This window comes from Streptococcus suis, assembly GCF_016775005.1.
GTDB lineage: Bacteria > Bacillota > Bacilli > Lactobacillales > Streptococcaceae > Streptococcus > Streptococcus suivaginalis.
This window is the reverse complement of record NZ_JAEUXI010000010.1, coordinates 22,334-46,455: the sequence shown is the minus strand read 5'-3', so window position 1 is coordinate 46,455 and position 24,122 is coordinate 22,334. Positions and strand designations below refer to the sequence as shown.

The window sequence follows — 24,122 nt, the reverse complement described above, 5'->3', positions numbered from 1 at the left end:
CAATTTCAGAATCAGTCTCAGAATCCATTTCAGAGTCAGTTTTCGAATCAGTTTCAGAATCCATCTCTGAGTCAGTAACCGAGTCCGTTTCAGAATCCATCTCTGAGTCAGTTTCAGAGTCCATTTCAGAGTCCATTTCAGAGTCAGTCTCAGAATCCATCTCTGAGTCAGTTTCAGAGTCCATTTCAGAGTCAGTCTCAGAATCGATTTCTGAATCAGTCTCCGAGTCCATCACTGAGTCGGTATCAGAATCAGTCTCCGAGTCAATTTCAGAATCAGTTTCTGAATCAATCTCAGAATCAGTTTCTGAGTCCATTTCAGAATCAGTCTCTGAGTCAGTCTCAGAATCCATTTCAGAGTCAGTTTCTGAATCAATCTCTGAATCAATTTCAGAATCAGTCTCAGAATCCATTTCTGAGTCAGTAAGTGAATCAGTTTCTGAATCCATCTCTGAATCAGTCTCTGAATCAGTATCAGAGTCCATTTCCGAATCAGTATCAGAGTCAGTATCCGAGTCCATTTCTGAATCAATCTCCGAATCAGTTTCAGAGTCCATTTCTGAGTCAGTCTCAGAATCCATCTCAGAATCAGTTTCAGAATCCATTTCAGAATCCGTCTCTGAGTCAGTTTCTGAATCAGTATCCGAGTCAATTTCAGAATCCGTTTCAGAGTCCATTTCAGAGTCAGTTTCCGAGTCACTTTCAGAATCTATCTCAGAATCAACTCCACCTCGATCGTCTGAGTCATCGAAGAAAAAGTTTGCTTTGCCTAAGTCTGGGGATGCTTCCAAGTCGGAATTTGCTCTGCTAGGAGCAGGTTTACTTCTAGGAGGACTTGCTAGGCGGAAGAAAAGAGGAAGTAGGGATGAATAGGAAGAATTCACAGCTGTTCTGCACTACCTATTCTAATTAGAAAAGAGGGGTCTCCCTTCTTTTCTTTTGCAAAAAATAGGTTGACCATATCATTTTTTTCAGATTTCTATTATAATGAAACTATGAAAGTTTTGTTATACCTAGAAGGTAAGACTGTTCTTGAAAAATCAGGAATTGGCCGTGCCCTTCAACACCAGATGGAAGCCTTAGATAAGGCCGGTATCCCTTATACAACGGATCTTTTGGGAGAGTACGATGTGATTCATATAAACACCTACGGACCTCGTAGTTGGTTGCTGCTACATGCTGCAAAGCGTAGTGGGAAAAAGGTGATTCTTCATGGCCATTCGACCCGAGAGGATTTTCAAAATTCCTTCATTGGCTCAAATGTCTTGGCGCCATATGTAGGGAAATACCTAGCAAGCATGTATCAAAAGGCGGATTTTATCATCACGCCATCTCCTTATTCCAAACAGTTGATTGAGTCCTATGGAGTGACGACACCAATTGTAGCTGTGTCAAATGGTATTGACTTGAATAAGTACCAACAAGATGCACATAAGGAAGCAGTTTTTCGTCAGCATTTTGGCATTGAAGAAAACCAACCGGTTGTTATTTCGGCTGGCTTGTATTTTCGACGTAAGGGGATTGAGGATTTTGTTAAAGTAGCAGAGCGGATGCCCCATGTTCGGTTCATCTGGTTTGGTTCCATCAATAAATGGATGATTCCATCCTATATTCGAAAAATTGTTGAGGGAGACCATCCAGAAAATGTCTCCTTCCCAGGTTATTTCAAAGGGGCTGTTTACCAAGGGGCTATGACAGCTGCTAGTGCCTTCTTTTTCCCTTCTTATGAAGAGACGGAAGGAATTGTCGTTTTAGAGGCCTTGGCTAGTCGTCAACATGTTGTCTTGAGGGACATTCCAGTTTATGAAGGATGGATTGATGACAGCCAGGTGGAACTTGGACGCTCAGTTGATGATTTTGTAACCTCTTTACAGGCAATCTTGGACAAGAAGGTTGATAAACGAGAAGCTGGCTATCAGGTGGCGGTCAGTCGGTCGATTGACAAGGTGTCTAATCAGCTGGTAGAAGCTTATGAGAGAGTAAGGGAGATGTAGATGCGGATTGGATTGTTTACAGATACTTATTTTCCACAAGTGTCCGGGGTGGCGACCTCTATTCGGACCTTGAAGACGGAATTGGAAAAGCAAGGGCATACGGTTTTTATCTTTACAACGACAGATGAGGATGTCAATCGCTATGAGGATTGGGACATTATTCGCATTCCCAGTATCCCATTCTTTGCTTTTAAAGATAGACGGGTGGCCTATGCTGGCTTTACAGATGCCTTGAAAATCGCCCAGCGCTATAAGTTAGACATTATCCACACCCAGACAGAGTTTTCATTGGGGATTTTGGGGAAAATGATTGCCAAGGAATTAGATATTCCTGTACTTCATACCTATCATACGCAGTACGAAGATTATGTCCATTATATTGCCAAAGGGCGCTTGATTCGGCCAAGTATGATCAAGTATTTGGTGCGAGCTTATTTTCGTGATTTGGATGGGGTTATTTGCCCAAGCGAGATTGTGGATGACCTGTTGACGACATACCAGATTCCGATTGAGAAACGTGTGATTCCGACGGGAATTGACTTGGTCAAGTTCGATCGACCTGAAATCAGTCAGGATGACGTCGCGGAGCTGCGGCAGCTTTTGGGGATTGCTTCGGATGAAACCATGTTGCTTAGTCTGTCTCGAATTTCACATGAAAAAAATATCCAAGCAATTGTCAAGGCTATGCCACGCATTGTGCAGGAAAATCCAAAGGTCAAGTTGGTCATTGTCGGTGGAGGTCCATACTCAGAAGAGTTACAATCCTTGATTGACCAAGTTCAAATGACGGATGTCATCCAGATGACAGGCATGATTGCGCCGAGTGAAACAGCCCTTTATTATAAGGCGGCGGACTTCTTTATTTCCGCTTCGACCAGTGAGACTCAAGGGCTGACTTTCTTAGAGAGCTTGGCTTCAGGTACGCCGATTATTGCTCACGCCAATTCTTATTTGGACAATGTCATCTCGGATAAGATGTTTGGTACCTTGTATCAACGCGAGGTTGATTTGGCAGATGCTGTTTTAGATGCAATCTTGTTGACCCCAGCTATGAATGACTTCCATTTAGAGAAGAAGCTGTATGAAATCTCTTCCACAAATTTCGGACGACGGGTCTACGAGTTTTATCTAGATTTGAAAATTTCTCATGATTTTCGAAAACAGCATATCAATGAGGATTCCGTTGCAGAATCTTTGATTAAGGGAGCTATCTCTCTGCCAAGAAGGGTTCTGGTTACTTCTTCGGATCGTACAGTAAAGATTTTGAAAAAATCAGTTGATCAGGTTCGTTCGGTGCGCAATTTCTTTGACTAGGAGGAATGATGATGAAGGATGGTGGAAAGCTCGTATGGTATTTGTTCCCTATCTGCTTGGTTTACTATCTAGTGCCTATCCTCATGCTTCGTGCTCCTTTGGATGACTTGATTATCAAGGGATTTATCATAAACCTCTTGCTAGTCTACCAACCTGTCTTGATTTTACTTATTTCCGCCATTTATTCGGGCTAAACATGGTTTTTCTTGGTGGTTTCCTTTAGTCTTGGGGTTGCTGTATTTACCTGTTGATAGCTTGGTTTTTCCACATGCGGAAGGAGCGGAGGTTTATGTGCTTCCCTATATGGTGGTTGGTTTTTTAGGGTCTGGTATTGGAATCTTGGTTAGAAATTGGAAGCGGAGTGGGAATTCTAAGAAAAATACTTGAGTTTTCATACTTTGACTGTTATAATAGCTTTTAGAGACTTATCAATTCTAGGAAATCTTTGAGAGAGTGTGCGGTGGGTGCAAGCACATAGAGGATAGGATTGACACTACTCGGTATAATTTTATGCAAACATAAAAGGGTGGTTCCCTTATCGCCAATCTGAGGTAGTCAGGCTTTTTAGCGTGACTGCGAATGAAGGTGGAACCACGTTACGACGTCCTTTTGCGAGGGCGTCGTATTTTCTTTTTTGACAAAACAAGGAGATGAAGTTGACCAGCATTCCACAAGAAACGATTGACCGTTGCCTAGCCGTTCGCAAGGCTTACAGAGAGTTGGAGGTCAAGCACCACGATAAAGAGTGGTCCATTGAGGAAGACCTCTTGGCTTTGACCAACGATATTGGCAACATGAACCGCCTGATTATGACTAAGCAGGGTCGTTACTATGATGAAACGCCCTATACCTTGGAGCATAAAATGGCTGAAAATATCTGGTGGTTGATTGAACTGGCTGACCGACTGGATATTGACGTCCAAAAAGAAATGGAAACCTTTTTAACTCAAAAAGAAGAGTTACTAGGGATTAAAAATAAATAAAAATAGAAAGGACTAGGGCATCCGTATTTGGTTGAACTGAATACGGGCTACGGACTGGGCCAAAAAGATAAACGAGAACTAGACGCTCGTGTCGTCGTTCTGTATCCTATTTTGTCTGTGTCCGCTTAACGCCCTTTATATCTTATATTATGATTCATATTACTTTCCCAGATGGTGCTGTTCGTGAGTATCAAGCTGGTGTGACTACTTTTGAAATTGCGGAGAGCATCAGCAAGTCTTTGGCGAAAAAGGCTCTTGCTGGTAAGTTCAACGGTAAATTGATTGACACCACTCGTGCCATCGAAGAGGACGGTACGCTTGAAATCGTAACGCCTGACCATGAGGATGCCTTGGCCATCTTGCGTCACTCAGCTGCCCACTTGTTTGCCCAAGCGGCTCGTCGTCTTTTCCCAGACATCAAGTTGGGGGTTGGTCCAGCTATTCAGGACGGTTTCTACTACGATACGGACAATGCGGCTGGCCAGATTTCAAATGAAGACCTACCACGCATTCAGGAAGAAATGATGAAGATTGTCAAGGAAAACTTCCCTTCAGAACGCCGTGAGGTAACTAAGGAAGAAGCTCTTGAGATTTTCAAAAACGATCCTTACAAGTTGGAATTGATTCAAGAGCATTCTGATGACGAGGGCGGTTTGACCATTTATACTCAGGGAGAATACGTTGACCTCTGCCGTGGCCCGCACGTTCCGTCAACAGGCCGTATCCAGATTTTTGAATTGCTCAATGTGGCTGGTGCATACTGGCGTGGTAAGAGCGAAAACCCAATGATGCAACGTGTTTATGGTACAGCTTGGTTTGACAAGAAAGACCTCAAGGCTTACCTTCAAATGCGTGAGGAAGCCAAAGAACGTGACCACCGTAAACTTGGTAAGGAATTGGATCTCTTCATGATCAGCCAAGAAGTTGGTCAAGGTTTGCCATTCTGGTTGCCAAATGGAGCGACCATTCGTCGTACCTTGGAGCGTTACATCACAGACAAGGAATTGGCTTCAGGCTACCAGCACGTTTACACACCACCGTTGGCTTCGGTTGAACTCTACAAGACTTCGGGTCACTGGGAACATTACCATGAAGACATGTTCCCAACTATGGACATGGGCGACGGTGAGGAGTTTGTGCTTCGTCCGATGAACTGTCCGCACCACATTCAAGTTTATAAAAACCACGTGCGTTCTTATCGTGAATTGCCAGTACGTATCGCTGAGCTTGGTATGATGCACCGCTATGAGAAATCAGGTGCTCTTACTGGATTGCAACGGGTGCGTGAGATGACTCTTAACGACGGTCATATTTTCGTGACACCTGAGCAAATCCAAGAAGAGTTCAAAAAAGCTCTCCAGTTGATTATCGATGTGTACGCAGATTTCAACCTAAACGACTACCGTTTCCGCCTGTCTTATCGTGACCCAGAGGACAAAGAGAAGTACTATGATAACGATGAGATGTGGGAAAATGCCCAGCGTATGCTGAAGGGTGCCATGGATGAAATGGGCGTGGACTACTTTGAGGCAGAAGGTGAAGCAGCCTTCTACGGTCCGAAGTTGGATATTCAGGTTAAGACTGCCCTTGGAAATGAGGAAACGTTGTCAACTATTCAGTTGGACTTCCTCTTGCCAGAACGCTTTGGTCTGACCTACATTGGTGCTGACGGTGAAGAACACCGCCCAGTCATGATTCACCGTGGTGTTATCTCGACTATGGAACGCTTCACTGCCATCTTGATCGAAACCTACAAAGGTGCCTTCCCGACTTGGTTGGCTCCAACCCAAGTGACCATGATTCCAATTTCTGTGGAGGCTCACCTGGATTACGCTTGGAAGGTTGCCAAAGAATTGCAAGACCGTGGCGTTCGTGTACACGTGGATGAACGTAATGAGAAGATGCAGTACAAGATTCGTCAGAGTCAGACCAGCAAGATTCCATACCAACTCATCGTCGGTGACAAGGAAATGGAAGACAATGCTGTCAACGTTCGTCGCTACGGAAGCAAGGCAACGCAAACTCAGTCTGTTGCAGAATTTGTGGACCATATCTTAGCAGATATTGCTCGCAAGTCACGACCAGCTGAAGCAGTAGAATAAGAATTATAAAGTAAGAAGTCCGAAAGGGCTTCTTTTTTGACAGCAAAAAATCCCAACCGACTGGCTGGGAGTTTAGGTAGTACTCAATGAAAATCAAAATCAGGCTAGGCGACGCAGATGCAGATAGAACTGAAGTTCATCAAATCAAGTCAACAACGGCTGAGTTTGATTTTCGAAGAGTATTATTCAATACTGCTCGCCCAAGACTTAGCCACATAACGTGACAGGCTTGAAATGGCAAAGTTGATGCTAAAGTAAATCAAGGCGACCATGATGTAGAGGGCAAAGACTTGCTCTGCTTCAAAGTAACGTCCCATAAGGATTTGACTCGCACCAAAGAGTTCTTGAAGAGCGATTACGGAGTAGAGGAAACTAGTGTCCTTGATGACCGTTACAATCTGCGAGATGATGGCTGGCAGCATCTTACGAATGGCCTGTGGCATGATGATATAAACCATGATTTGTACTGGGGTAAAACCCTGTGACAAGCCAGCTTCGGTCTGGCCTGGTCCGATGGCGTTGAGGCCACCACGGATAATCTCGGCCATGGCTGCCGTGGTAAAAATGGTAAAAGCAGTGATACCAGCAGGCGTTGACTTCATTTGGAAGACCAAGAAGACAGTGAAGATCCAAAGCAAGTTTGGCACATTACGCACAAATTCGATATAGATGGTTGCAATCCACTTGAAAATTGGATTTTTTCCGTTGCGCATGATAGCTAGAATCATTCCGAAAAGAACGGACAGGATTACCGAAATGCTTGAGATATAGAGGGTTAACTTCAAACCACTCCACAAGAGTTGGAAGGTTGAAGGTTTGAGTAATTCTAAAACATAATTCATCGTTCAACCTCCTATTAGTGTGAAAAAGCTGACTTATTCTTTTCTTCAATGCGGCGACCCCAGCTTGCAACAGGGAAGCACATGATGAAGTAAAGGAAAGCAGCACCAGCAAAGGCTGGGATGTAGTTGGCATTCATGGCAGACCAAGATTTTGTCATAAACATAATATCAGCTCCAGAGATGATGGCAACAGTAGCCGTATTCTTAATTAAGTTTACTACTTGGTTGGTCAAAGGTGGAAGAATGGTCGGAATAGCCTGTGGCAAGATGATGATTCGCATGGTTTCAGCCTGGGTAAATCCCTGTGAAAGTGCGGCTTCAGTTTGCCCAGTCGGCACCGCTTCTATCCCTGCACGAATGACTTCTGCGATATAGGCACCGTGATAGAGTCCGACGCAGATAACAGCTGTCCAGTAGATGGACGGCATGAGTACGTAGTTGGAAATCAGTGGAAGTCCATAATAAACAATCATGAACTGAACCAAAAGCGGTGTATTCTGATAGTATTCAACATAGACACGTGCGATGATTTTTAAAACTTTATTTTTGCTGGAAGAGAGACTACCAAAGACAATTCCTAAAAACATGGCCATGATAAAGGCGCCGACAGAAATGGCTAAGGTAAAGAGAAAGCCTTGGAAAAAAGTTGGAAAATCATTGAAGTAACTGACCCAATTTTCCCAAGCGTAAGGACTAGTTGTTAAAACTGTCATATTGTTTCACCTTTCTATTCGTCAGTTTCTGTTACTGGTTCTAGACCATTAGCATCATAGATGGCTTGAAGACTACCGTCAGCTGTCCATTCTTCAACCAGGCTGTTTAAGTAGTCGTTAAGCTCCGTATTGGATAATTTAGTCACGATACCATAGTCTGAAGCTGAGAAGCTAAAGTCCATGAGTTCAGATTTTGAGCTGATATACCCAGAAAGGATAGATTGGTCGACAGAAAATGCGTCTGTACGGTGAGCGCGTAGCGAGACAGAGAGTTCTGGATAAGAACCAAGCTCTGCAAAATTGACAGAGATACCATACTTGTCTGCCAATTCAGAGATGAGGGTACGTGTAATGGAGCCTTGAGCCACACCGATTGTCTTTCCATCTAGGTCGGTAAAGGTCTTAATTCCGCTATCTTTATTGACCAATAAGCCAACGGCATCTGTGTAGTAAGGAGTTGTGAAATTGTAGAGGAGTTTACGTTCCTCAGTGATGGTGAAGGTAGCGATGACCATATCGACTTGACCATTATCTAAGAGCGGTCCTCGGGTTTGTGCCGTAACAGGGGTAAATTCAATCTCTACACCCAATTCATCTGCAATTTTGCGAGCAATGTCAATCTCCATTCCCTCGAATTCACCAGTATCAGGGTTTTTGTAACCAAAGTTAGGGACGTCCTGTTTCACTCCGACACGGAGCACGCCTCTATCGATGATGGCTTGAACTTGAGCGCTAGTCGAGAGTTCAGTAGGTGTTTCTGTCTGAGCGACAGGTTGGTGGATGAAAAAGAGGGCTAGGCAACTAATGATCAGGAGGCGGATGGTCAAGAAGAGATTTATTTTCTTATCTGTCATAGGCGGCCTCCTAGAGTTTTACCTTGTCGGACTCGTGGTTGATAATCTTGCTGAGGAATTGCTTGGCACGAGGCTCAGTTGGATTTTCGAAGAAATCATTGACATCTGTTGTATCGACCAAGACTTCTCCCTCTGCCATAAAGATGATGCGGTCCGCTACTTCACGGGCGAAGCCCATCTCGTGGGTCACGACAATCATATTCATCCCATCGCGTGCCAGCTTTTGCATAACAGCCAGAACATCTCCGATGGTTTCTGGGTCTAAGGCAGATGTTGGTTCGTCAAAGAGGAGGAGTTCAGGATTCATTGCCAAGCCCCGAGCGATGGCAACCCGTTGCTTTTGTCCACCGGAGAGCATGGCAGGATAGGAATCTTTGCGGTCCCAAAGGTTTACAAATTCAAGATATTTTTGGGCTGTTTTTTCAGCAGTTGCCTTGTCAATTCCCAAGACCTTGATGGGAGCTAAAGTGACATTTTCTAACACAGTCTTGTGTGGGTAGAGGTTGAAGTGCTGGAAAACCATGCCGACTTCCTTGCGAAGGGCAACCAATTCTTTGATAGAAGTAGAAGAGATATCGTGTCCATTGACCACGAGACTTCCATTATCAATTGCTTCTAAACCATTAATGGTACGGATAAGGGTTGATTTTCCAGAGCCGGAAGGTCCAAGTAAAACAACGACCTGTCCTTTTTCAAAAGATAGATTGATGTCACGGAGGGCATGATAGTCTCCATAGTATTTATTGACGTTTTTAAATTCAACTAAGGCCATAGTATTCTCCTATCCTTTTAATAATTATGTCTCATCTTATCATTGGACTAAATGAAAGTCAAGTATTTTCAGACAATTTAATGTTGTCTATGTCATAAAATATAACATAGACTTGTAAAGTGTCATCTGTCAGTGTTTTTGGTATAATAGTAAAAAAGTATGCAAAGGTGTTAACATGAAAAAAATTCTAGTTGTTGATGATGAGAGACCAATCTCCGATATTATCAAGTTTAACATGACCAGAGAGGGCTATGAAGTCGTGACAGCCTTCGATGGGAAAGAAGCCTTGGAACGATTTGAAGCAGAATTTCCAGATATTGTGATTTTGGATTTGATGCTGCCTGAAATAGATGGGCTAGAAGTGGCACGTACAATTCGTAAGACCAGTAATGTACCGATTTTGATGCTGTCGGCTAAGGACAGTGAATTTGATAAGGTTATTGGATTGGAAATAGGGGCGGATGATTATGTGACCAAGCCCTTCTCTAATCGTGAATTGCAGGCGCGTGTTAAGGCTCTTTTACGCCGTAGTGAATTGTCTGAAACCCAAGTCGATAGTGACAACCAGGGTACTCCTGAAATTGTCATTGGTGATTTGGTCATCGTACCAGATGCCTTTGTGGCTAAAAAGCACGGGAAAGAGTTGGAATTGACCCACCGTGAGTTTGAGTTGCTGCACCATCTGGCCAATCATTTGGGACAGGTGATGACACGGGAACACTTGCTTGAAACGGTCTGGGGTTACGATTACTTTGGGGATGTCCGTACAGTCGATGTGACAGTCCGTCGTTTGCGTGAAAAAATTGAAGACTTGCCAAGCCGTCCAGAATACATTTTGACTCGCCGTGGCGTAGGCTACTATATAAAAGGAAATGATTAATCAATTACGTTATCTGATCACAACGGCAGAATTTTGGTTTATTGTGATCATCATCGGCTTTGTCATTGCCTTGACAGTGCTGCTTTTGGAAAACCACAAGGACAATCGGCAAATCAAACTCCTCAATGCTAAGGTCCAGTCTTTGATTTCTGGTGACTACTCAGAGGTCTTAGATTTAAGAGGAAGCCCTGAAATTACTGATATGACCAATTCGTTGAATGATCTGTCAGAAGTGATTCGCCTGACCCAGGACAATCTAACCCAAGAAAAAACACGTCTTTCTTCTATCTTATCCTATATGAGCGATGGTGTGATGGCGACGGATCGAATGGGGCGGGTCATTATGATCAATGATATGGCCCAAAAGCAACTGGGACTGTCGGCAAAATCAGGGGAAAATGCCAGTCTGATTGAGATTTTAGAATTAGGTGACAAGTATAGCTTCCGAGAACTCTTGGCCCAAACGCCTGAGGTTGTTTTGGAGCATGCAAATGAAAATGGGGAATTTTTGACCCTCCGTGCTAATTTTGCGACTATTAGGAGTGAGAGTGGCTTGATTTCTGGTTTGGTTGTGGTCTTACACGACATGACGGAGCAGGCCAAGGAAGAAAGAGAACGACGCCTCTTTGTATCCAATGTCAGTCATGAACTGCGAACGCCTCTTACCTCGGTTAAGTCCTATCTGGAGGCGCTTGATGAGGGGGCTTTGACAGAGGCGGTTGCCCCAAGTTTTGTCAAAGTGTCTTTGGAAGAAACCAACCGCATGATGCGAATGATTTCAGACCTCTTGAGTTTATCGCGTATTGATAACCAAGTGGGGACCATGGATGTGGAGTTGATTAACTTTACGGCATTTGTGACTTTTATTCTCAACCGTTTTGATCAAATGAAAAGTCAATCAACCGATAAGGAATACAGCATTGTCCGTGATTATCAGATTACACCGATTTGGGTTGAGATTGATACAGATAAGATGACCCAGGTAATCGACAATATCTTAAACAATGCCATCAAGTATTCGCCAGACGGGGGCAAGATTACCTTCAGCATGAAGACAACCGACTCTCAGTTGATTGTGTCAATTTCAGATGAAGGTCTAGGCATTCCTAAGGCAGACTTACCTCGGATCTTTGACCGTTTTTATCGAGTTGACAAGGCTCGGTCTCGGGCGCAGGGTGGTACTGGTTTAGGATTGGCGATTGCTAAAGAAATTATCAAACAGCACCAGGGCTTTATCTGGGCCAAGAGTGAATATGGTCATGGTTCGACCTTTACCATCGTCTTGCCTTATAGCAAGGATATCAGTTTTGATGACTGGGATGAAGCAACTGAGGAAGAATAGGAGATTATGATAGGACAGGGATTTAATTATAGTATTTTAGCTTCGGGATCGAGCGGCAACTGCTTCTATCTGGAAACAGATAAGAAAAAACTCTTGGTTGATGCAGGGCTTTCCGGTAAAAAAATCACGAGTCTTTTGGCAGAAATTGATCGCAAACCAGAGGATTTAGATGCCATCTTTGTGACACATGAACACAGCGACCACATCCATGGTATCGGCGTCCTTGCTCGAAAATACGGTTTGGATATTTATGCCAACAAGGAGACTTGGCAGGCTATGGAGACCAAGTTGGGGAAAATTGATGTTGCCCAGAAGCATATCTTCGAACTCGGTGCCATGAAGACTTTTGGTGATTTGGATATCCAGTCTTTTGGCGTTAGCCACGATGCGGCCAATCCCCAGTTTTACCGTTTTATGAAGGACAACAAATCCTTTGTCCTCTTGACGGACACAGGTTATGTCAGTGACAGAATGGTTGGCTTGGTGGAAAATTCGGATGCTTATTTGATTGAATCCAACCATGACATTGAGATCCTGCGTTCGGGTTCTTACTCTTGGAACCTCAAGCAACGGATTTTATCTGACAAGGGCCACCTGTGTAACGAAGATGGGGCAGATGCTATGATTCGTTCCTTGGGCAATAAAACCAAGAAAATTTACCTTGGCCATCTTTCCAAGGAAAACAACATCAAGGAATTGGCCCATTTGACTATGGTCAATCAATTGGCTCAGGCTGATTTAGGGGTTGGTAAAGACTTCCACGTCTTTGATACGTCCCCTGATACTGCGACAGCTTTAACCAAAATATAATAAACAAGATCTCAGTAGAGGTCTTCTTTTTTTGCAAGCATCGGGAATTTTTTTCGGAAAGCAGGTGAGGAGGAAATAGAAAAATCAGTCGTCCTTGTGTTATAATTAAAACTGTACTTTTCTAGAATGAGGTAAAAGTTTGGCGAAGAAAAAACATGACAATAAGCGGGATGACCAAGTCATCCCCAATCGTTTGAATATCCTTTTTGCAACGGTTATTTTGTTATTTACGGTTTTGATTGGCCGTTTGGCAGATATGCAGTTGGTCAACAAGGATTACTACGCAAGTAAATTGGCCAGTGCCAGTCAAAAAGTGATCACAACTAGCTCTGTTCGGGGTCAAATCTATGATGCCAAAGGCCAAGCCTTGGTTGAAAATGAAATGAAACAGGTAGCATCCTTTACCCGCTCTAATACCATGACGGCCCTGGAAATGAGGACAGTTGCACAAAAATTGTTGGACTATGTAACAGTTTCAGATGTTCAAGTTTCTGAACGAGACAAGGCAGATTATTACTTGGCGGATCCAGAAATTTATCGTCAAGTGGTTGCTGCCTTACCGTCCGATCAACGCTATGATACGGATGGAAACAACCTTAGCGAGTCTGTGATTTATACCAATGCGGTGGCCAGTCTTGACAAGAATCTGCTTCAGTATTCCGATGAGGAATTAAAGGCAGTTGAACTCTATTCACAGATGAATGGGGCATCCTTCTTTGAGACGGTGAATCTGGTAACAGATGCTTTGTCGGCAGAGCAGGTGGCCTTGATTGCAGCTCACGAAGACCAATTATCAGGGATTTCAACCACAACCAGCTGGGAACGGGTTATTCTTGGGACGACCTTGGCTTCGATTATCGGAACAGTAACCAGTCAACAGGCAGGACTTCCCCAGGAAGATGCGGCAGAGTATTTGGCAAAAGGCTATTCACTCAACGACCGTGTCGGTACAGCATATTTGGAAAAGCAGTATGAAGAAGTCTTACAAGGGACCCGAGAAAAGAAAGAAATCAATCTGGACCGAAATGGTAATGTCGAAAGTATTGAAACGATTCAGGAAGGAAGCAAGGGTAACAATATCAAATTGACCATTGACCTGGCCTTCCAAAATGGGGTCAATGCTATCTTGAAAAAACATTTTGATAGTGAATTGGCCAAGGGTTCTGCGACTTATTCGCAGGGAATTTATGCAGTTGCCTTGGAACCTTCAACTGGGGCAGTGTTGGCTATGTCAGGTTATAGCCATGATAGTGCCACCAATCAGGTAGCTGAAAATGCCTTGGGAACCATTACCGATGTCTTTGTTCCAGGATCTATTGTCAAGGCAGCCACCATTGCAGCTGGTTGGGAAGCTGGTGTCTTAAGCGGCAATCAGGTTCTGACAGACCAAGCTATTCAGTTTGCCGGCTCAAATCCAATTACATCTTGGTTTACAGCCTATGGGAATCGCTCCATTTCAGCTGTTCAAGCTCTGGAATTCTCTTCCAATACCTACATGATTCAAATTGCCTTGAACATCTTGGGCCAGCCCTATGTTTCTGGGATGACTCTTGCTGAGACAGACCAGCTGGCCACCTCTATGGAGACCCTTCGAAAGGTCTTTGGGGAATTTGGGCTTGGTGTAGAGACAGGGATTGACCTGCCGGTTGAGTCAACTGGTTACGTTCCAGCCGACTATACAATCGCTAATTATTTGACCAACTCATTTGGTCAGTTTGACAACTATACGCCTATGCAAATGGCTCAATATGCTGCCACCATTGCTAACGGCGGCAGTCGGATTTCTCCCCACCTTGTGGAAGGCATCTATGGTAACTCTGACACAGGTGGACTAGGGGACTTGATTGAAACTGTCCAAGGTAAGGAGCTCAATCAAGTTGCGATTTCAGATGAAAATATGGCTTATCTGAAAGAAGGTTTTTACAATGTTGTCAATGGGACGGACTCCTATACAACTGGTAAGGCTATTGCAAGTGGAGCAGCTGTTTCCATTAGTGCAAAGACAGGTACTGCTGAAACCTTTGTTACAGATGCCAGCGGTCAGGTCCTAGATGCGGTCAACACCAATATCGTGGCCTATGCACCAAGTGATAATCCTAAGATTGCGGTTGCGGTTGTTCTGCCAAATCTGACAGACTTGAATTCTGCGACCAGCAAAACTATCGTGACAGAAATTATTAATTTATACCATTCACTTTACCCAATGAATTAAGGAGGCTTATGCTCTACCCAACTCCCATAGCTAAATTGATTGACAGTTATTCGAAACTACCAGGAATCGGTATTAAAACAGCTACGCGTCTAGCCTTTTATACTATCGGTATGGAAGATGATGTAGTCAACGAATTTGCTAAAAATCTCCTGGCGGCTAAGAGAGATTTGACCTATTGTTCCATTTGCGGCAATCTGACAGACCAGGACCCTTGCGGTATTTGTCAAGATACCAGCCGTGACCAGTCGACCATTTTAATTGTAGAAGACAGTCGAGATGTTACAGCCTTGGAAAATATCCAAGAATACCACGGTCTTTACCATGTCTTGCATGGCTTGATTTCCCCCATGAATGGCATTGGACCAGACGATATTAACTTAAAGACCTTGCTAACTCGTTTGATGGAAAATGAAGTGACAGAAGTCATTGTAGCGACAAATGCAACAGCGGATGGTGAAGCGACATCCATGTACATCTCACGTGTCCTAAAGCCAGCGGGAATCAAGGTTACTCGCTTGGCGCGAGGATTGGCAGTCGGAAGTGATATCGAATACGCAGATGAAGTCACCCTCCTTCGTGCCATTGAGAACAGGACAGAATTATAGTTTAGGAGATCTTGGTCCGCTCATCAGATAAAAAATATGCTATACTAACTATAGTTGTTTCGAATTAGAAAAGGAAAAGATATGTCAAAAGAAACCTTGATTTTACTTTACGGTGGCCGATCAGCAGAGCGTGAAGTATCCGTTTTATCAGCTGAAAGCGTCATGCGTGCCATCAATTATGATAAATTTTTTGTCAAAACCTATTTCATCACACAAACTGGGGACTTTATTAAGACACAGGAATTTACCCAAACTCCAGCTGCTGATGAAAAACTCATGACCAATGCGACCATTGTGGCAAACCAGCAAGTGCGTCCAAGCGATATTTACGAAGAAAATGCGGTTGTCTTCCCTGTCCTTCACGGACCGATGGGAGAAGATGGCTCGATCCAAGGCTTCTTGGAAGTGCTTCGTATGCCGTATGTTGGCACCAATATCTTGTCTTCAAGCGTTGCCATGGACAAGATTACAACTAAGCGTGTTTTGGAATCAGCAGGAATCTCCCAAGTACCTTATGTAGCAGTTATCGAGGGTGAAAATATCGATGATAAGATTGCAGAGATTGAAGGAAAATTGACTTATCCGGTCTTTGTAAAACCAGCCAACATGGGTTCCAGTGTCGGTATCTCAAAAGCTGAGGATTTAGCTGGCTTGCGTAAGGCACTTGATCTGGCCTTCAAGTATGACAGCCGTGTCCTCGTTGAGCAGGGTGTCAATGCGCGTGAGATTGAGGTTGGTCTTTTGGGAAATGCTGACGTGAAAACGACACTTCCTGGCGAAGTAGTCAAAGACGTTGCCTTTTATGACTACGATGCCAAATACATCGATAACAAAATCACCATGGAAATCCCAGCTAAGATTGATGAGTCTATCATGGACACTATGCGGGACAATGCTGCCAAGGCCTTCCGTGCTATCGGTGGTTGTGGCCTTTCTCGCTGTGATTTCTTCCTGACTGAAGACGGAAACATCTTCCTCAATGAGCTCAACACCATGCCAGGATTTACCCAGTGGTCTATGTATCCACTCCTTTGGGATAATATGGGCTTGGCTTACCCAGACTTGATTGAAGAGCTTGTTCGTTTGGCCAAGGAAATGTTTGAAAAACGCGAAAGTCATTTGATTTAAGTAGTTTGAAAAAGGTTGGAGAACATCCAATCTTTTTTCTTGCAAAGGAGGTCAAATAGGAATAGAATGAGGACAAGTATCAGGAGGTGTATATGTATCAAACGACAGTAAGTGGAGAAAGTCTATTTCAAGCTATCTCTCAAGGCTATGGTGAACCGGTTCGTACCTTTGGGGTGACGGAGAAGGGGGAAACTCCAGTTAGTTTGGTCAATATAGGATTGGCTGCCTGTGTGACCATGTGTGTGCAGGGCTATTATGCCAGTCAAGAAGGCAACAAAACCATGCCTGTTCAAGTTTCTTCTCAGTTGGAAGATAGACAATTCGAAGTGTCTATCCGATTGGCTGAAAAAGTTTCGGAAGAAAAGCAGGCTTCCATCTTAGCCTATGTGGAGCAGAAATGCAAGGTAAAAGCGCTCTTGAGTGATGATATCAGCTTCGATATTCACTTTGGACTGTTGGAAGAGGTCTAGGCATGTTTTTAGCAATCGAAGAAATGCGGCAGAATAAGTTGCGTTACGGCTTGATTTTGGGTTTGTTAATCCTGATTTCCTACTTGGTCTTTTTCCTGACAGGTTTGGCTTATGGTCTTATGCAGGAGAATAGAACAGCAGTTGATAAATGGCAGGCAGATTATGTCTTGCTTAATTCAGAAAGCAATCGCTTGATAACAGCGTCAAAAATTGATACAGCCTTGCTTGACCAGGTGGACGCTGGTAACAAGGCCTTGATTCGCCAACAGGCTGGAGTTGCCTATGTAGATGAAAATGCCACCTCAGACGAAAAAGAAAAAGTAAACATCTTTGCCGTTGAGTCAGATAGTTTTATCGTCCCAAATATTGTAGAAGGTCGTTTGTATAAAAAAACGGGAGAAGTCGTTGTAGACAAAACCTTGTCAGAAGTAGAAGGATTTGGGCTAGGTGATCAAATCTATCTATCAGGTTCTGATGAAAAAGTGACCATTGTAGGTTATACTGACAATGCTTATTTTGGAGTGGCGCCTGTTGTCTATATGGACTTTACGGCATTTGCAGAATTGATGCAGGCTGATAAACAACAAGCAGCAACGAGTAATCTTGCCAGTGCCATTGTCGTTCGTGGAGATGTCGCTTCTGTACCAGATGAGCTGGAAAAAGTTGCCATTGCAGACTTTATTGAAAATCTGCCAGGATATAAGGCACAAAATATGACCTTTGGATTTATGATAGGATTCTTGATTGTCATCTCAGCCATTGTTATTGGTATTTTTATCTTTGTTTTGACAACACAGAAATCACCGATTTTTGGTTTGATGAAAATTCAAGGTCTTTCAAATGGCTATATTTCAGGTTCTGTACTGGCTCAAACCTTCCTACTTGCTGGTTTGGGAACCGTCCTTGGATTGGCTGGAACTTATTTGTCATCCCTTGTCTTGCCAGGTGCTGTGCCATTTGAGAATAACTGGACCTTCTATATTGCAATTGGCCTAGCACTAGTTGTATTTGCCCTATTGGGTGCTAGTTTCTCTGTACGTTCTATCTTTAAGGTAGATCCATTACGAAATCTATCTTAGGAGGTTGTTATGAAAACACTTATTTTTAAAAATATTAGTAAGACCTTCCAAGATGGCAGTCAAACCATTACAGCTCTTAAACCGACTAATTTTAGCATTGAAGAAGGCGAATTTGTTGCCATCATTGGACCATCGGGGTCTGGGAAGTCAACATTTTTGACCTTGGCAGGTGGTTTACAAACGCCGACAACAGGTCGTGTTTTAATCAATCAATCAGATTATTCTGATTTACCTGAGAAAAAACGTGCCAAATTACGCTATAAGGACATTGGTTTTGTCTTGCAGGCTTCCAATTTGATCCCATTTTTAACAGTCGAAAAACAATTAACCTTGGTTGATAATGTCAATAAGAAAGCTGATCCGAGCAAGCGAAACGAACTTCTATCTGAATTGGGTGTGGACCATCTCAAAAACAAGTTCCCTAAGGATTTGTCAGGCGGAGAACGGCAGCGGGTGGCTATTGCACGTGCACTCTACAATGATCCAGCCTTGATTCTTGCTGATGAACCGACAGCCAGTCTAGACAGTAATCGTGCTTTTGAAGTGGTTGAGTTATTAGCTAAGGAAGCCAAAGAACGAAACAAATCCATCATCATGGTAACGCATGACCAGCGCATGATTGAAAAATGCGACAAGGTATATGAGATGAAAGATGGCGTCCTCACTCAAGTTCGATAAAAAGTGGTATAATGGGAGCGGGAAAGAACTCAAACATTCAAAGAAGAGTTCCCCTCACTTTCAAACAGTAGGTTCGGGCTAAAATAGTCCGCTGGACTATTTTACTCCCACCCCCGTACAGCTCCAACTGTCTGGGAGACAGTTGGAGGTTGGAAATGGAGCGAACTCTGTTCGCATCAGCCGTAGAGGTCAGATTTGGAGTGTGATACACGAACAAATCTGCCAATCAACCACTGCGCTGAGATGTTGAGTCAAACTTTGAGAAACGGTGCTGGGCTTGTGCCCAGCCTCTAGTTTATTGGAGAAAACAATGAAATTAACCTTACACGAAGTCGCTCAGGTCTTGGGCGCAAAAAATGATAGTAGTCTTTATCCTGATACAGCACTCAACAAGGTCGAGTTCGATAGCCGACTCGTTACAACTGGCGACCTCTTTGTTCCCCTCAAGGGTGCGCGTGACGGTCATGACTTTATTCCTGTGGCTTTTGAAAATGGCTGCGCAGTAACCCTTTCGGAAGTCAGCCTTGATGTTCCCCACATCCTAGTAGATGACTGCTTGGCTGCGCTTCAACAATTAGCGGCCTACTACCTTGAGAAAACAGGGGTAGAAGTCATTGCCGTGACAGGATCAAACGGTAAAACGACCACCAAGGACATGATTCACGATGTTCTGGCGACGACTTACAAGACTTACAAGACACAAGGCAACTACAACAACGAAATTGGTCTGCCTTACACTGTCCTCCATATGCCTGACGATACAGAAAAACTGGTATTGGAAATGGGCCAAGACCACTTGGGCGACATCCATCTCCTGTCTGAAATTGCCAAACCAAGTCTATCAGTTATTACCCTTTTTGGTGAAGCCCATCTGGAATTTTTCGGCTCACGCGAAGAGATTGCCAAAGGAAAATTACAGATTGCTGATGGAATGGAGCCAGGTAGTAAACTCTTGATCCCAGCAGATCCGATTGCGGATAAGCTCTTGCCGAACCATGTAGAACTCATTCGCTTCGGTGAGCAGGCTGATTTGCAGGTGACCAGTCTGGTCGAGTCAAAAGACAGCCTGAGCTTCACCGTCAACTTTATGGACGGCGATATTTTCCTACCTGTAACGGGCAAGTATAATGCCACCAACGCTATGGTCGCCAGCTACGTGGGCAAGACCTTGGGTGTGCCTGATGAGGCAATCACCTCAGCCCTAGCCAGTCTTAACTTGACCCGCAATCGCACCGAGTGGAAGAAGGCAGCAAACGGAGCAGATATTCTCAGCGATGTCTACAACGCAAACCCAACGGCCATGCGATTGATTTTGGAAACCTTCTCTAGTATTCCAGCCAATGAAGGCGGAAAGAAAATTGCCGTTTTGGCAGACATGAAAGAACTGGGGAGCCAGTCAGTCGATCTCCACAATCAGATGATTCTTAGCCTGTCGCCTGATGTGCTTGACACCGTCATTTTCTACGGTCAGGACATTGAAGAATTGGCCCAGTTGGCTAGTCAGATGTTCCCGATTGGAAAAGTCTATTTCTTCAGGAAAAATGCAGAGCAGGACCAATTTGAAGACCTAGTCAAACAAGTCAAGGAAGTCCTTGGCGGGAAAGATCAAATCCTCTTTAAAGGTTCCAATTCCATGAATCTTGGAAAAGTGGTGGAAGTCTTGGAAGCATAGATGAGCTTGATTTGAAAATTCATCATGTTTCCGATATAATAAGAGAGTTGCAGTAGTCACTCTCTTTTTTCTATCTCTTCGTCAGGTGGACAGAGAAAACGGAGGCAGCTCTGCTATGGACCAAAGAAAAAAGGAATCAAAATCATGTCACTACAAGAAGAAATCAAGAAACGCCGCACCTTTGCGATCATCTCTCACCCGGACGCGGGTAAGACCACCATTACCGAGCAGTTGCTCTACTTTGGTGGGGAGATTCGTGAAGCAGGTACGGTCAAGGGGAAAAAGACTGGTAACTTTGCCAAGTCTGACTGGATGGATATTGAGAAACAACGTGGTATCTCTGTTACTTCCTCTGTTATGCAGTTTGACTATGCAGGCAAGCGTGTCAATATCCTGGATACACCAGGGCACGAGGACTTCTCTGAGGATACCTATCGGACCTTGATGGCGGTGGATGCGGCTGTCATGGTGGTGGACTCTGCCAAAGGTATCGAGGCCCAGACCAAAAAGCTCTTTGAGGTTGTAAAACACCGCAATATTCCAGTCTTTACCTTTATCAACAAGTTGGACCGTGACGGTCGTGAGCCACTGGATTTGCTGCAGGAGTTGGAAGAAGTTTTGGGCATTGCCAGCTACCCAATGAACTGGCCGATTGGTATGGGGAAATCTTTCGAGGGTCTCTATGACCTTCATAACAAACGCTTGGAACTCTACCGAAGCGAGGAGAGATTTGCAAGTTTGGACGAGGGTGACAAGCTCTTTGGTTCTAACCCATTCTATGCACAAGTTCTAGATGATATTGAACTTTTGGCGGAAGCTGGAAATGAATTCTCAGAACAGGCGATTTTGGACGGCGATTTGACACCTGTTTTCTTCGGCTCAGCCCTGACAAACTTTGGGGTGCAGACCTTCCTTGACACCTTCTTGGAATTTGCTCCAGAGCCACATGGTCACAAGACAACGACAGGGGATGTCATTGACCCGCTCAACAAAGACTTTTCAGGCTTTGTTTTCAAAATCCAAGCCAACATGGACCCTCGTCACCGCGACCGCATTGCCTTTGTCCGTGTGGTTTCGGGCGAATTTGAACGCGGTATGGCGGTTAACCTGCCTCGTACAGGCAAGGGAGCCAAGTTGTCCAACGTGACCCAGTTCATGGCCGAATCCCGTGAGAATGTGGAAAATGCAGTGGCGGGTGACATTATCGGAGTTTACGATACAGGAACCTATCAGGTAGGGGATACCTTGACCGTAGGCAAGAACAAGTTTGAATTCGAACCGCTACCGACCTTCACCCCTGAAATTTTCATGAAAGTTTCTGCCAAAAACGTTATGAAACAAAAATCCTTCCACAAGGGAATCGAGCAACTGGTACAGGAAGGGGCTATCCAGCTCTACAAGAACTACCAGACTGGCGAGTACATGCTGGGTGCCGTTGGTCAGCTCCAGTTTGAAGTTTTCAAACACCGCATGGAAGGCGAGTACAATGCCGAGGTAGTTATGACCCCAATGGGTAAAAAGACAGTCCGCTGGATCAAGCCAGAAGACCTGGATGAACGCATGTCCTCAAGCCGCAACATCCTAGCCAAAGACCGCTTTGACCAACCTGTCTTCCTCTTTGAAAACGACTTCGCACTCCGCTGGTTCGCGGACAAATATCCGGATGTGGAGTTGGAAGAGAAGATGTAGCAAATATCTGGGAGATATTTGCTATCGGGAGATGGGAACTGACGGAAGTCAGTTTACCGTTGAATAAAGTCCGGGTGGAGTGAAACAGTTCGGGGAACTGTTTCAGCCCGAGCCTTGAGACATCAAGCGAGGTGAAAGGTTGGAGATGAGAGCCGACAGCAGTCGGCTTACCAATGGCTAAGGTCCAGTGGACCTTTTCTAGTTGGAGATGAGGGCTGATGGTAAACAGCTTACCTTCTTCAGCTAATCCAATCAATCCTATAATAAGTCAGGCAAGTCCTGGCTTTTTTTAATTTTGTTATCATTGCAAAAAAAGTATTATCATAATATACTATGGTTATATAAATGGAAATGGATTGGAGGTCTGAACTTTGATTTACTACCTTAGAAAATGCAAGTTGGCAGTAGTTGCTTATATTGCTGTGTCGGTGGTCTATGCTCTGATTTTAGCGGCAACGGGTTTTATTTATGCGCGTGTTTCGGAAGCGGCCTTATCTGGTGACCAAAAGGCATTTGTGACCAGTTCGGTGATTGCAGTGGTATTCTTTTTATGTGACGGCTATTTTGATTATCTGCCGCGCTATCTAAAATTTAAGTTGATCAATCAGATTATGGAAGAGACGCGCAATCAATTAGTGACTGTCTATGCGAGTGAGGACTTAGGAGAGGCAACAAAAGACAGTCAGGCAGATAAGGTCCATGTCTTGGTTCATCATCTGAACATCTTAGAAACTACCTATTTAACGCCGCTTCTATCCATGGTGACAAGCATATTAGTCTTTAGTTTTTCCTTGATTGGGGCTCTTTACCTTCAAGGAACCATGGCTATGATCATGTTGGCGCTCTGCTTTATTCCATTTTTGGCTCCGGTGATTAATAAGGGGATTTTAGCTCGTGCGACAAAGGACAGTCAGGAGGAGAAGAATGCTTATCTCGCCTTGTTTAGTGAGTTTGTAGAAGCTCTCTCTTTTATCCGCATCAGCACTATCACGCCAGTTTTTAAAGACAAGCTGGCGGTATCCAATCAGGAATATACCAGGCGTGCTAACCATTTTGCTCAAAAACAATCCCAGACCTATGCGGTTTCCTACAGTTTGAGCAGCGTAGTTTATTCAGGTTCATGGATTATTGGAGGGATATTTGTCTTCCAAGGTCTGCTGAACATTTCGGATTTGATTGCTATGACAACTCTAATGGGAACTGTGGCAGGTCCTATCCAAACCATGTCAGGCTTGCTGACGGATTATCTTTCTAGTCGGACAGTTGTGGAGGAGTTGACAGGTCTCTTAATTAGGAAGGAAGAAGGTCACGCTGCCAAGCCAGTTTTGAAGGAATCCATTACGAGCCTTGCTCTGGAAGGGATTGATTGTCGCTATCAGGACCATCTGATTGTGGAGAATTTTTCTTATCTTTTTCACGCCAATAAAAAATATGCTATCTTGGGCAAGAGTGGGAGTGGGAAGACGACCTTGCTCCGCCTCTTGCTTGGGATTCAGAAACCAGAGGCTGGAAGAGTCCTGGTCAACCAGAGGAATCTGGCAGAACTGGATCAGCTTGCCCTCTTTCGGAAAATCTACTACCTACCGCAGAAAACCAATCTATTTACAGCTAGTATTGGGGATAATTTGACCTTGTTTGCGCCTTTAGATGAGAATAAAGCAATGGTTTGCTTGCGGCAAGTTGGTTTAGAGGACTGGTTCTATCGGCAGGGAGATGGATTTGCTACTCTCTTGACCCCTTCTCAGCAATTATCCGGAGGTGAGGAGCGGCGGTTTGATTTGGCGCGTGCCCTTTACCGCGATGCAGAGGTCTTCTTATTTGACGAGCCAACAACTGGTTTGGATTCCCATAGTGAGCAATTGATCGCTGAAACCCTAGCGAAAATGAAAGACAAACTGGTGATTGTTGTGACACACTCTCAGGAGGAAAGTTTTTTAGCCCTCTTTGATGAGCAGGTCCATCTATCAGTTTGACAGAAGCAAAA

The 24,122-nt window shown here is 44.2% G+C and carries 22 protein-coding genes; 18 read left to right on the top strand and 4 right to left on the bottom strand.

The annotated features are described in order from the left end of the window. Positions 1-2: 2 nt before the first annotated feature. The 6 genes from JNG37_RS09460 to thrS all read left to right on the top strand — a co-directional run bounded on the left by JNG37_RS09460 (position 3) and on the right by thrS (position 6,392). Positions 3-872 (top strand): DUF445 family protein, encoded by an 870-nt coding sequence (locus JNG37_RS09460; protein ID WP_330919004.1) that lies wholly within the window; start codon positions 3-5, stop codon positions 870-872. A gap of 122 nt (positions 873-994) precedes the next feature. After that, entirely contained in the window at positions 995-1,993 is a 999-nt protein-coding gene (locus JNG37_RS09455; protein WP_202848354.1) for a glycosyltransferase, read from the top strand. Next, positions 1,994-3,307, top strand: a complete 1,314-nt coding sequence (locus tag JNG37_RS09450) for a glycosyltransferase family 4 protein (protein WP_202848353.1) — start codon at positions 1,994-1,996, stop codon at positions 3,305-3,307. Between the two features lie 8 nt (positions 3,308-3,315). Then, positions 3,316-3,501, top strand: coding sequence for a hypothetical protein (locus tag JNG37_RS09445; RefSeq protein ID WP_202848352.1), 186 nt, complete (start codon positions 3,316-3,318; stop codon positions 3,499-3,501). Positions 3,502-3,963: 462 nt separating this feature from the next. Beyond that, entirely contained in the window at positions 3,964-4,290 is a 327-nt protein-coding gene (locus JNG37_RS09440) for a MazG-like protein (RefSeq protein WP_449276442.1), read from the top strand. 149 nt (positions 4,291-4,439) lie between these two features. After that, complete coding sequence (gene thrS, locus JNG37_RS09435) at positions 4,440-6,392, top strand: threonine--tRNA ligase (protein WP_202848350.1); 1,953 nt, start codon at positions 4,440-4,442, stop codon at positions 6,390-6,392. A gap of 182 nt (positions 6,393-6,574) precedes the next feature. Here thrS and JNG37_RS09430 read toward each other — a convergent pair whose 3' ends face one another. From JNG37_RS09430 to JNG37_RS09415, 4 genes are read right to left on the bottom strand one after another with little or no spacing between them, the layout of a single operon-like run. Next, on the bottom strand, positions 6,575-7,234 hold the full coding sequence (locus JNG37_RS09430; protein WP_172003117.1) for an amino acid ABC transporter permease: 660 nt from the start codon (positions 7,232-7,234) through the stop codon (positions 6,575-6,577). 14 nt (positions 7,235-7,248) lie between these two features. Then, on the bottom strand, positions 7,249-7,947 hold the full coding sequence (locus JNG37_RS09425) for an amino acid ABC transporter permease (protein WP_105096633.1): 699 nt from the start codon (positions 7,945-7,947) through the stop codon (positions 7,249-7,251). Between the two features lie 14 nt (positions 7,948-7,961). Continuing rightward, positions 7,962-8,801, bottom strand: coding sequence for a transporter substrate-binding domain-containing protein (locus JNG37_RS09420; RefSeq protein ID WP_202848349.1), 840 nt, complete (start codon positions 8,799-8,801; stop codon positions 7,962-7,964). Between the two features lie 10 nt (positions 8,802-8,811). Then, positions 8,812-9,573, bottom strand: a complete 762-nt coding sequence (locus JNG37_RS09415) for an amino acid ABC transporter ATP-binding protein (RefSeq protein ID WP_202848348.1) — start codon at positions 9,571-9,573, stop codon at positions 8,812-8,814. A gap of 175 nt (positions 9,574-9,748) precedes the next feature. Between JNG37_RS09415 and yycF the strand changes: the two genes are divergently transcribed. From yycF to JNG37_RS09355, 12 genes are all read left to right on the top strand, one after another. Continuing rightward, entirely contained in the window at positions 9,749-10,453 is a 705-nt protein-coding gene (yycF, locus tag JNG37_RS09410) for a response regulator YycF (protein WP_202848347.1), read from the top strand. Continuing rightward, positions 10,446-11,795, top strand: a complete 1,350-nt coding sequence (gene vicK, locus JNG37_RS09405) for a cell wall metabolism sensor histidine kinase VicK (protein WP_202848346.1) — start codon at positions 10,446-10,448, stop codon at positions 11,793-11,795. The genes yycF and vicK overlap by 8 nt, the downstream gene beginning before the upstream one ends. Before the next feature lie 6 nt (positions 11,796-11,801). Further along, positions 11,802-12,605: an MBL fold metallo-hydrolase gene (locus tag JNG37_RS09400; protein WP_202848345.1), complete on the top strand. Its 804-nt coding sequence runs from the start codon at positions 11,802-11,804 to the stop codon at positions 12,603-12,605. A gap of 139 nt (positions 12,606-12,744) precedes the next feature. Beyond that, complete coding sequence (gene pbp2b / locus JNG37_RS09395; protein ID WP_202848344.1) at positions 12,745-14,817, top strand: penicillin-binding protein PBP2B; 2,073 nt, start codon at positions 12,745-12,747, stop codon at positions 14,815-14,817. A gap of 8 nt (positions 14,818-14,825) precedes the next feature. Continuing rightward, complete coding sequence (gene recR, locus JNG37_RS09390; RefSeq protein ID WP_014637682.1) at positions 14,826-15,422, top strand: recombination mediator RecR; 597 nt, start codon at positions 14,826-14,828, stop codon at positions 15,420-15,422. 81 nt (positions 15,423-15,503) lie between these two features. Beyond that, positions 15,504-16,550, top strand: coding sequence for a D-alanine--D-alanine ligase (locus JNG37_RS09385; protein ID WP_202848343.1), 1,047 nt, complete (start codon positions 15,504-15,506; stop codon positions 16,548-16,550). A gap of 92 nt (positions 16,551-16,642) precedes the next feature. After that, a complete protein-coding gene (locus JNG37_RS09380; RefSeq protein ID WP_202848342.1) occupies positions 16,643-17,020 on the top strand; it encodes an OsmC family protein in 378 nt (125 codons plus the stop codon). Positions 17,021-17,022: 2 nt separating this feature from the next. Beyond that, positions 17,023-18,099 carry an ABC transporter permease gene (locus JNG37_RS09375; protein ID WP_202848341.1) on the top strand — a complete coding sequence of 359 codons (1,077 nt, stop codon included), beginning with the start codon at positions 17,023-17,025 and terminating at the stop codon, positions 18,097-18,099. A gap of 9 nt (positions 18,100-18,108) precedes the next feature. Then, complete coding sequence (locus JNG37_RS09370; RefSeq protein WP_202848340.1) at positions 18,109-18,777, top strand: ABC transporter ATP-binding protein; 669 nt, start codon at positions 18,109-18,111, stop codon at positions 18,775-18,777. A gap of 310 nt (positions 18,778-19,087) precedes the next feature. Continuing rightward, positions 19,088-20,449, top strand: a complete 1,362-nt coding sequence (locus JNG37_RS09365; RefSeq protein ID WP_202848339.1) for a UDP-N-acetylmuramoyl-tripeptide--D-alanyl-D-alanine ligase — start codon at positions 19,088-19,090, stop codon at positions 20,447-20,449. Between the two features lie 144 nt (positions 20,450-20,593). Continuing rightward, the gene (locus JNG37_RS09360; protein ID WP_029186246.1) at positions 20,594-22,138 is read left to right on the top strand and encodes a peptide chain release factor 3; all 1,545 of its coding nucleotides are present in this window, start codon (positions 20,594-20,596) and stop codon (positions 22,136-22,138) included. 371 nt (positions 22,139-22,509) lie between these two features. Continuing rightward, the gene (locus JNG37_RS09355) at positions 22,510-24,111 is read left to right on the top strand and encodes an ABC transporter ATP-binding protein (protein ID WP_202848338.1); all 1,602 of its coding nucleotides are present in this window, start codon (positions 22,510-22,512) and stop codon (positions 24,109-24,111) included. Positions 24,112-24,122: the final 11 nt, after the last annotated feature.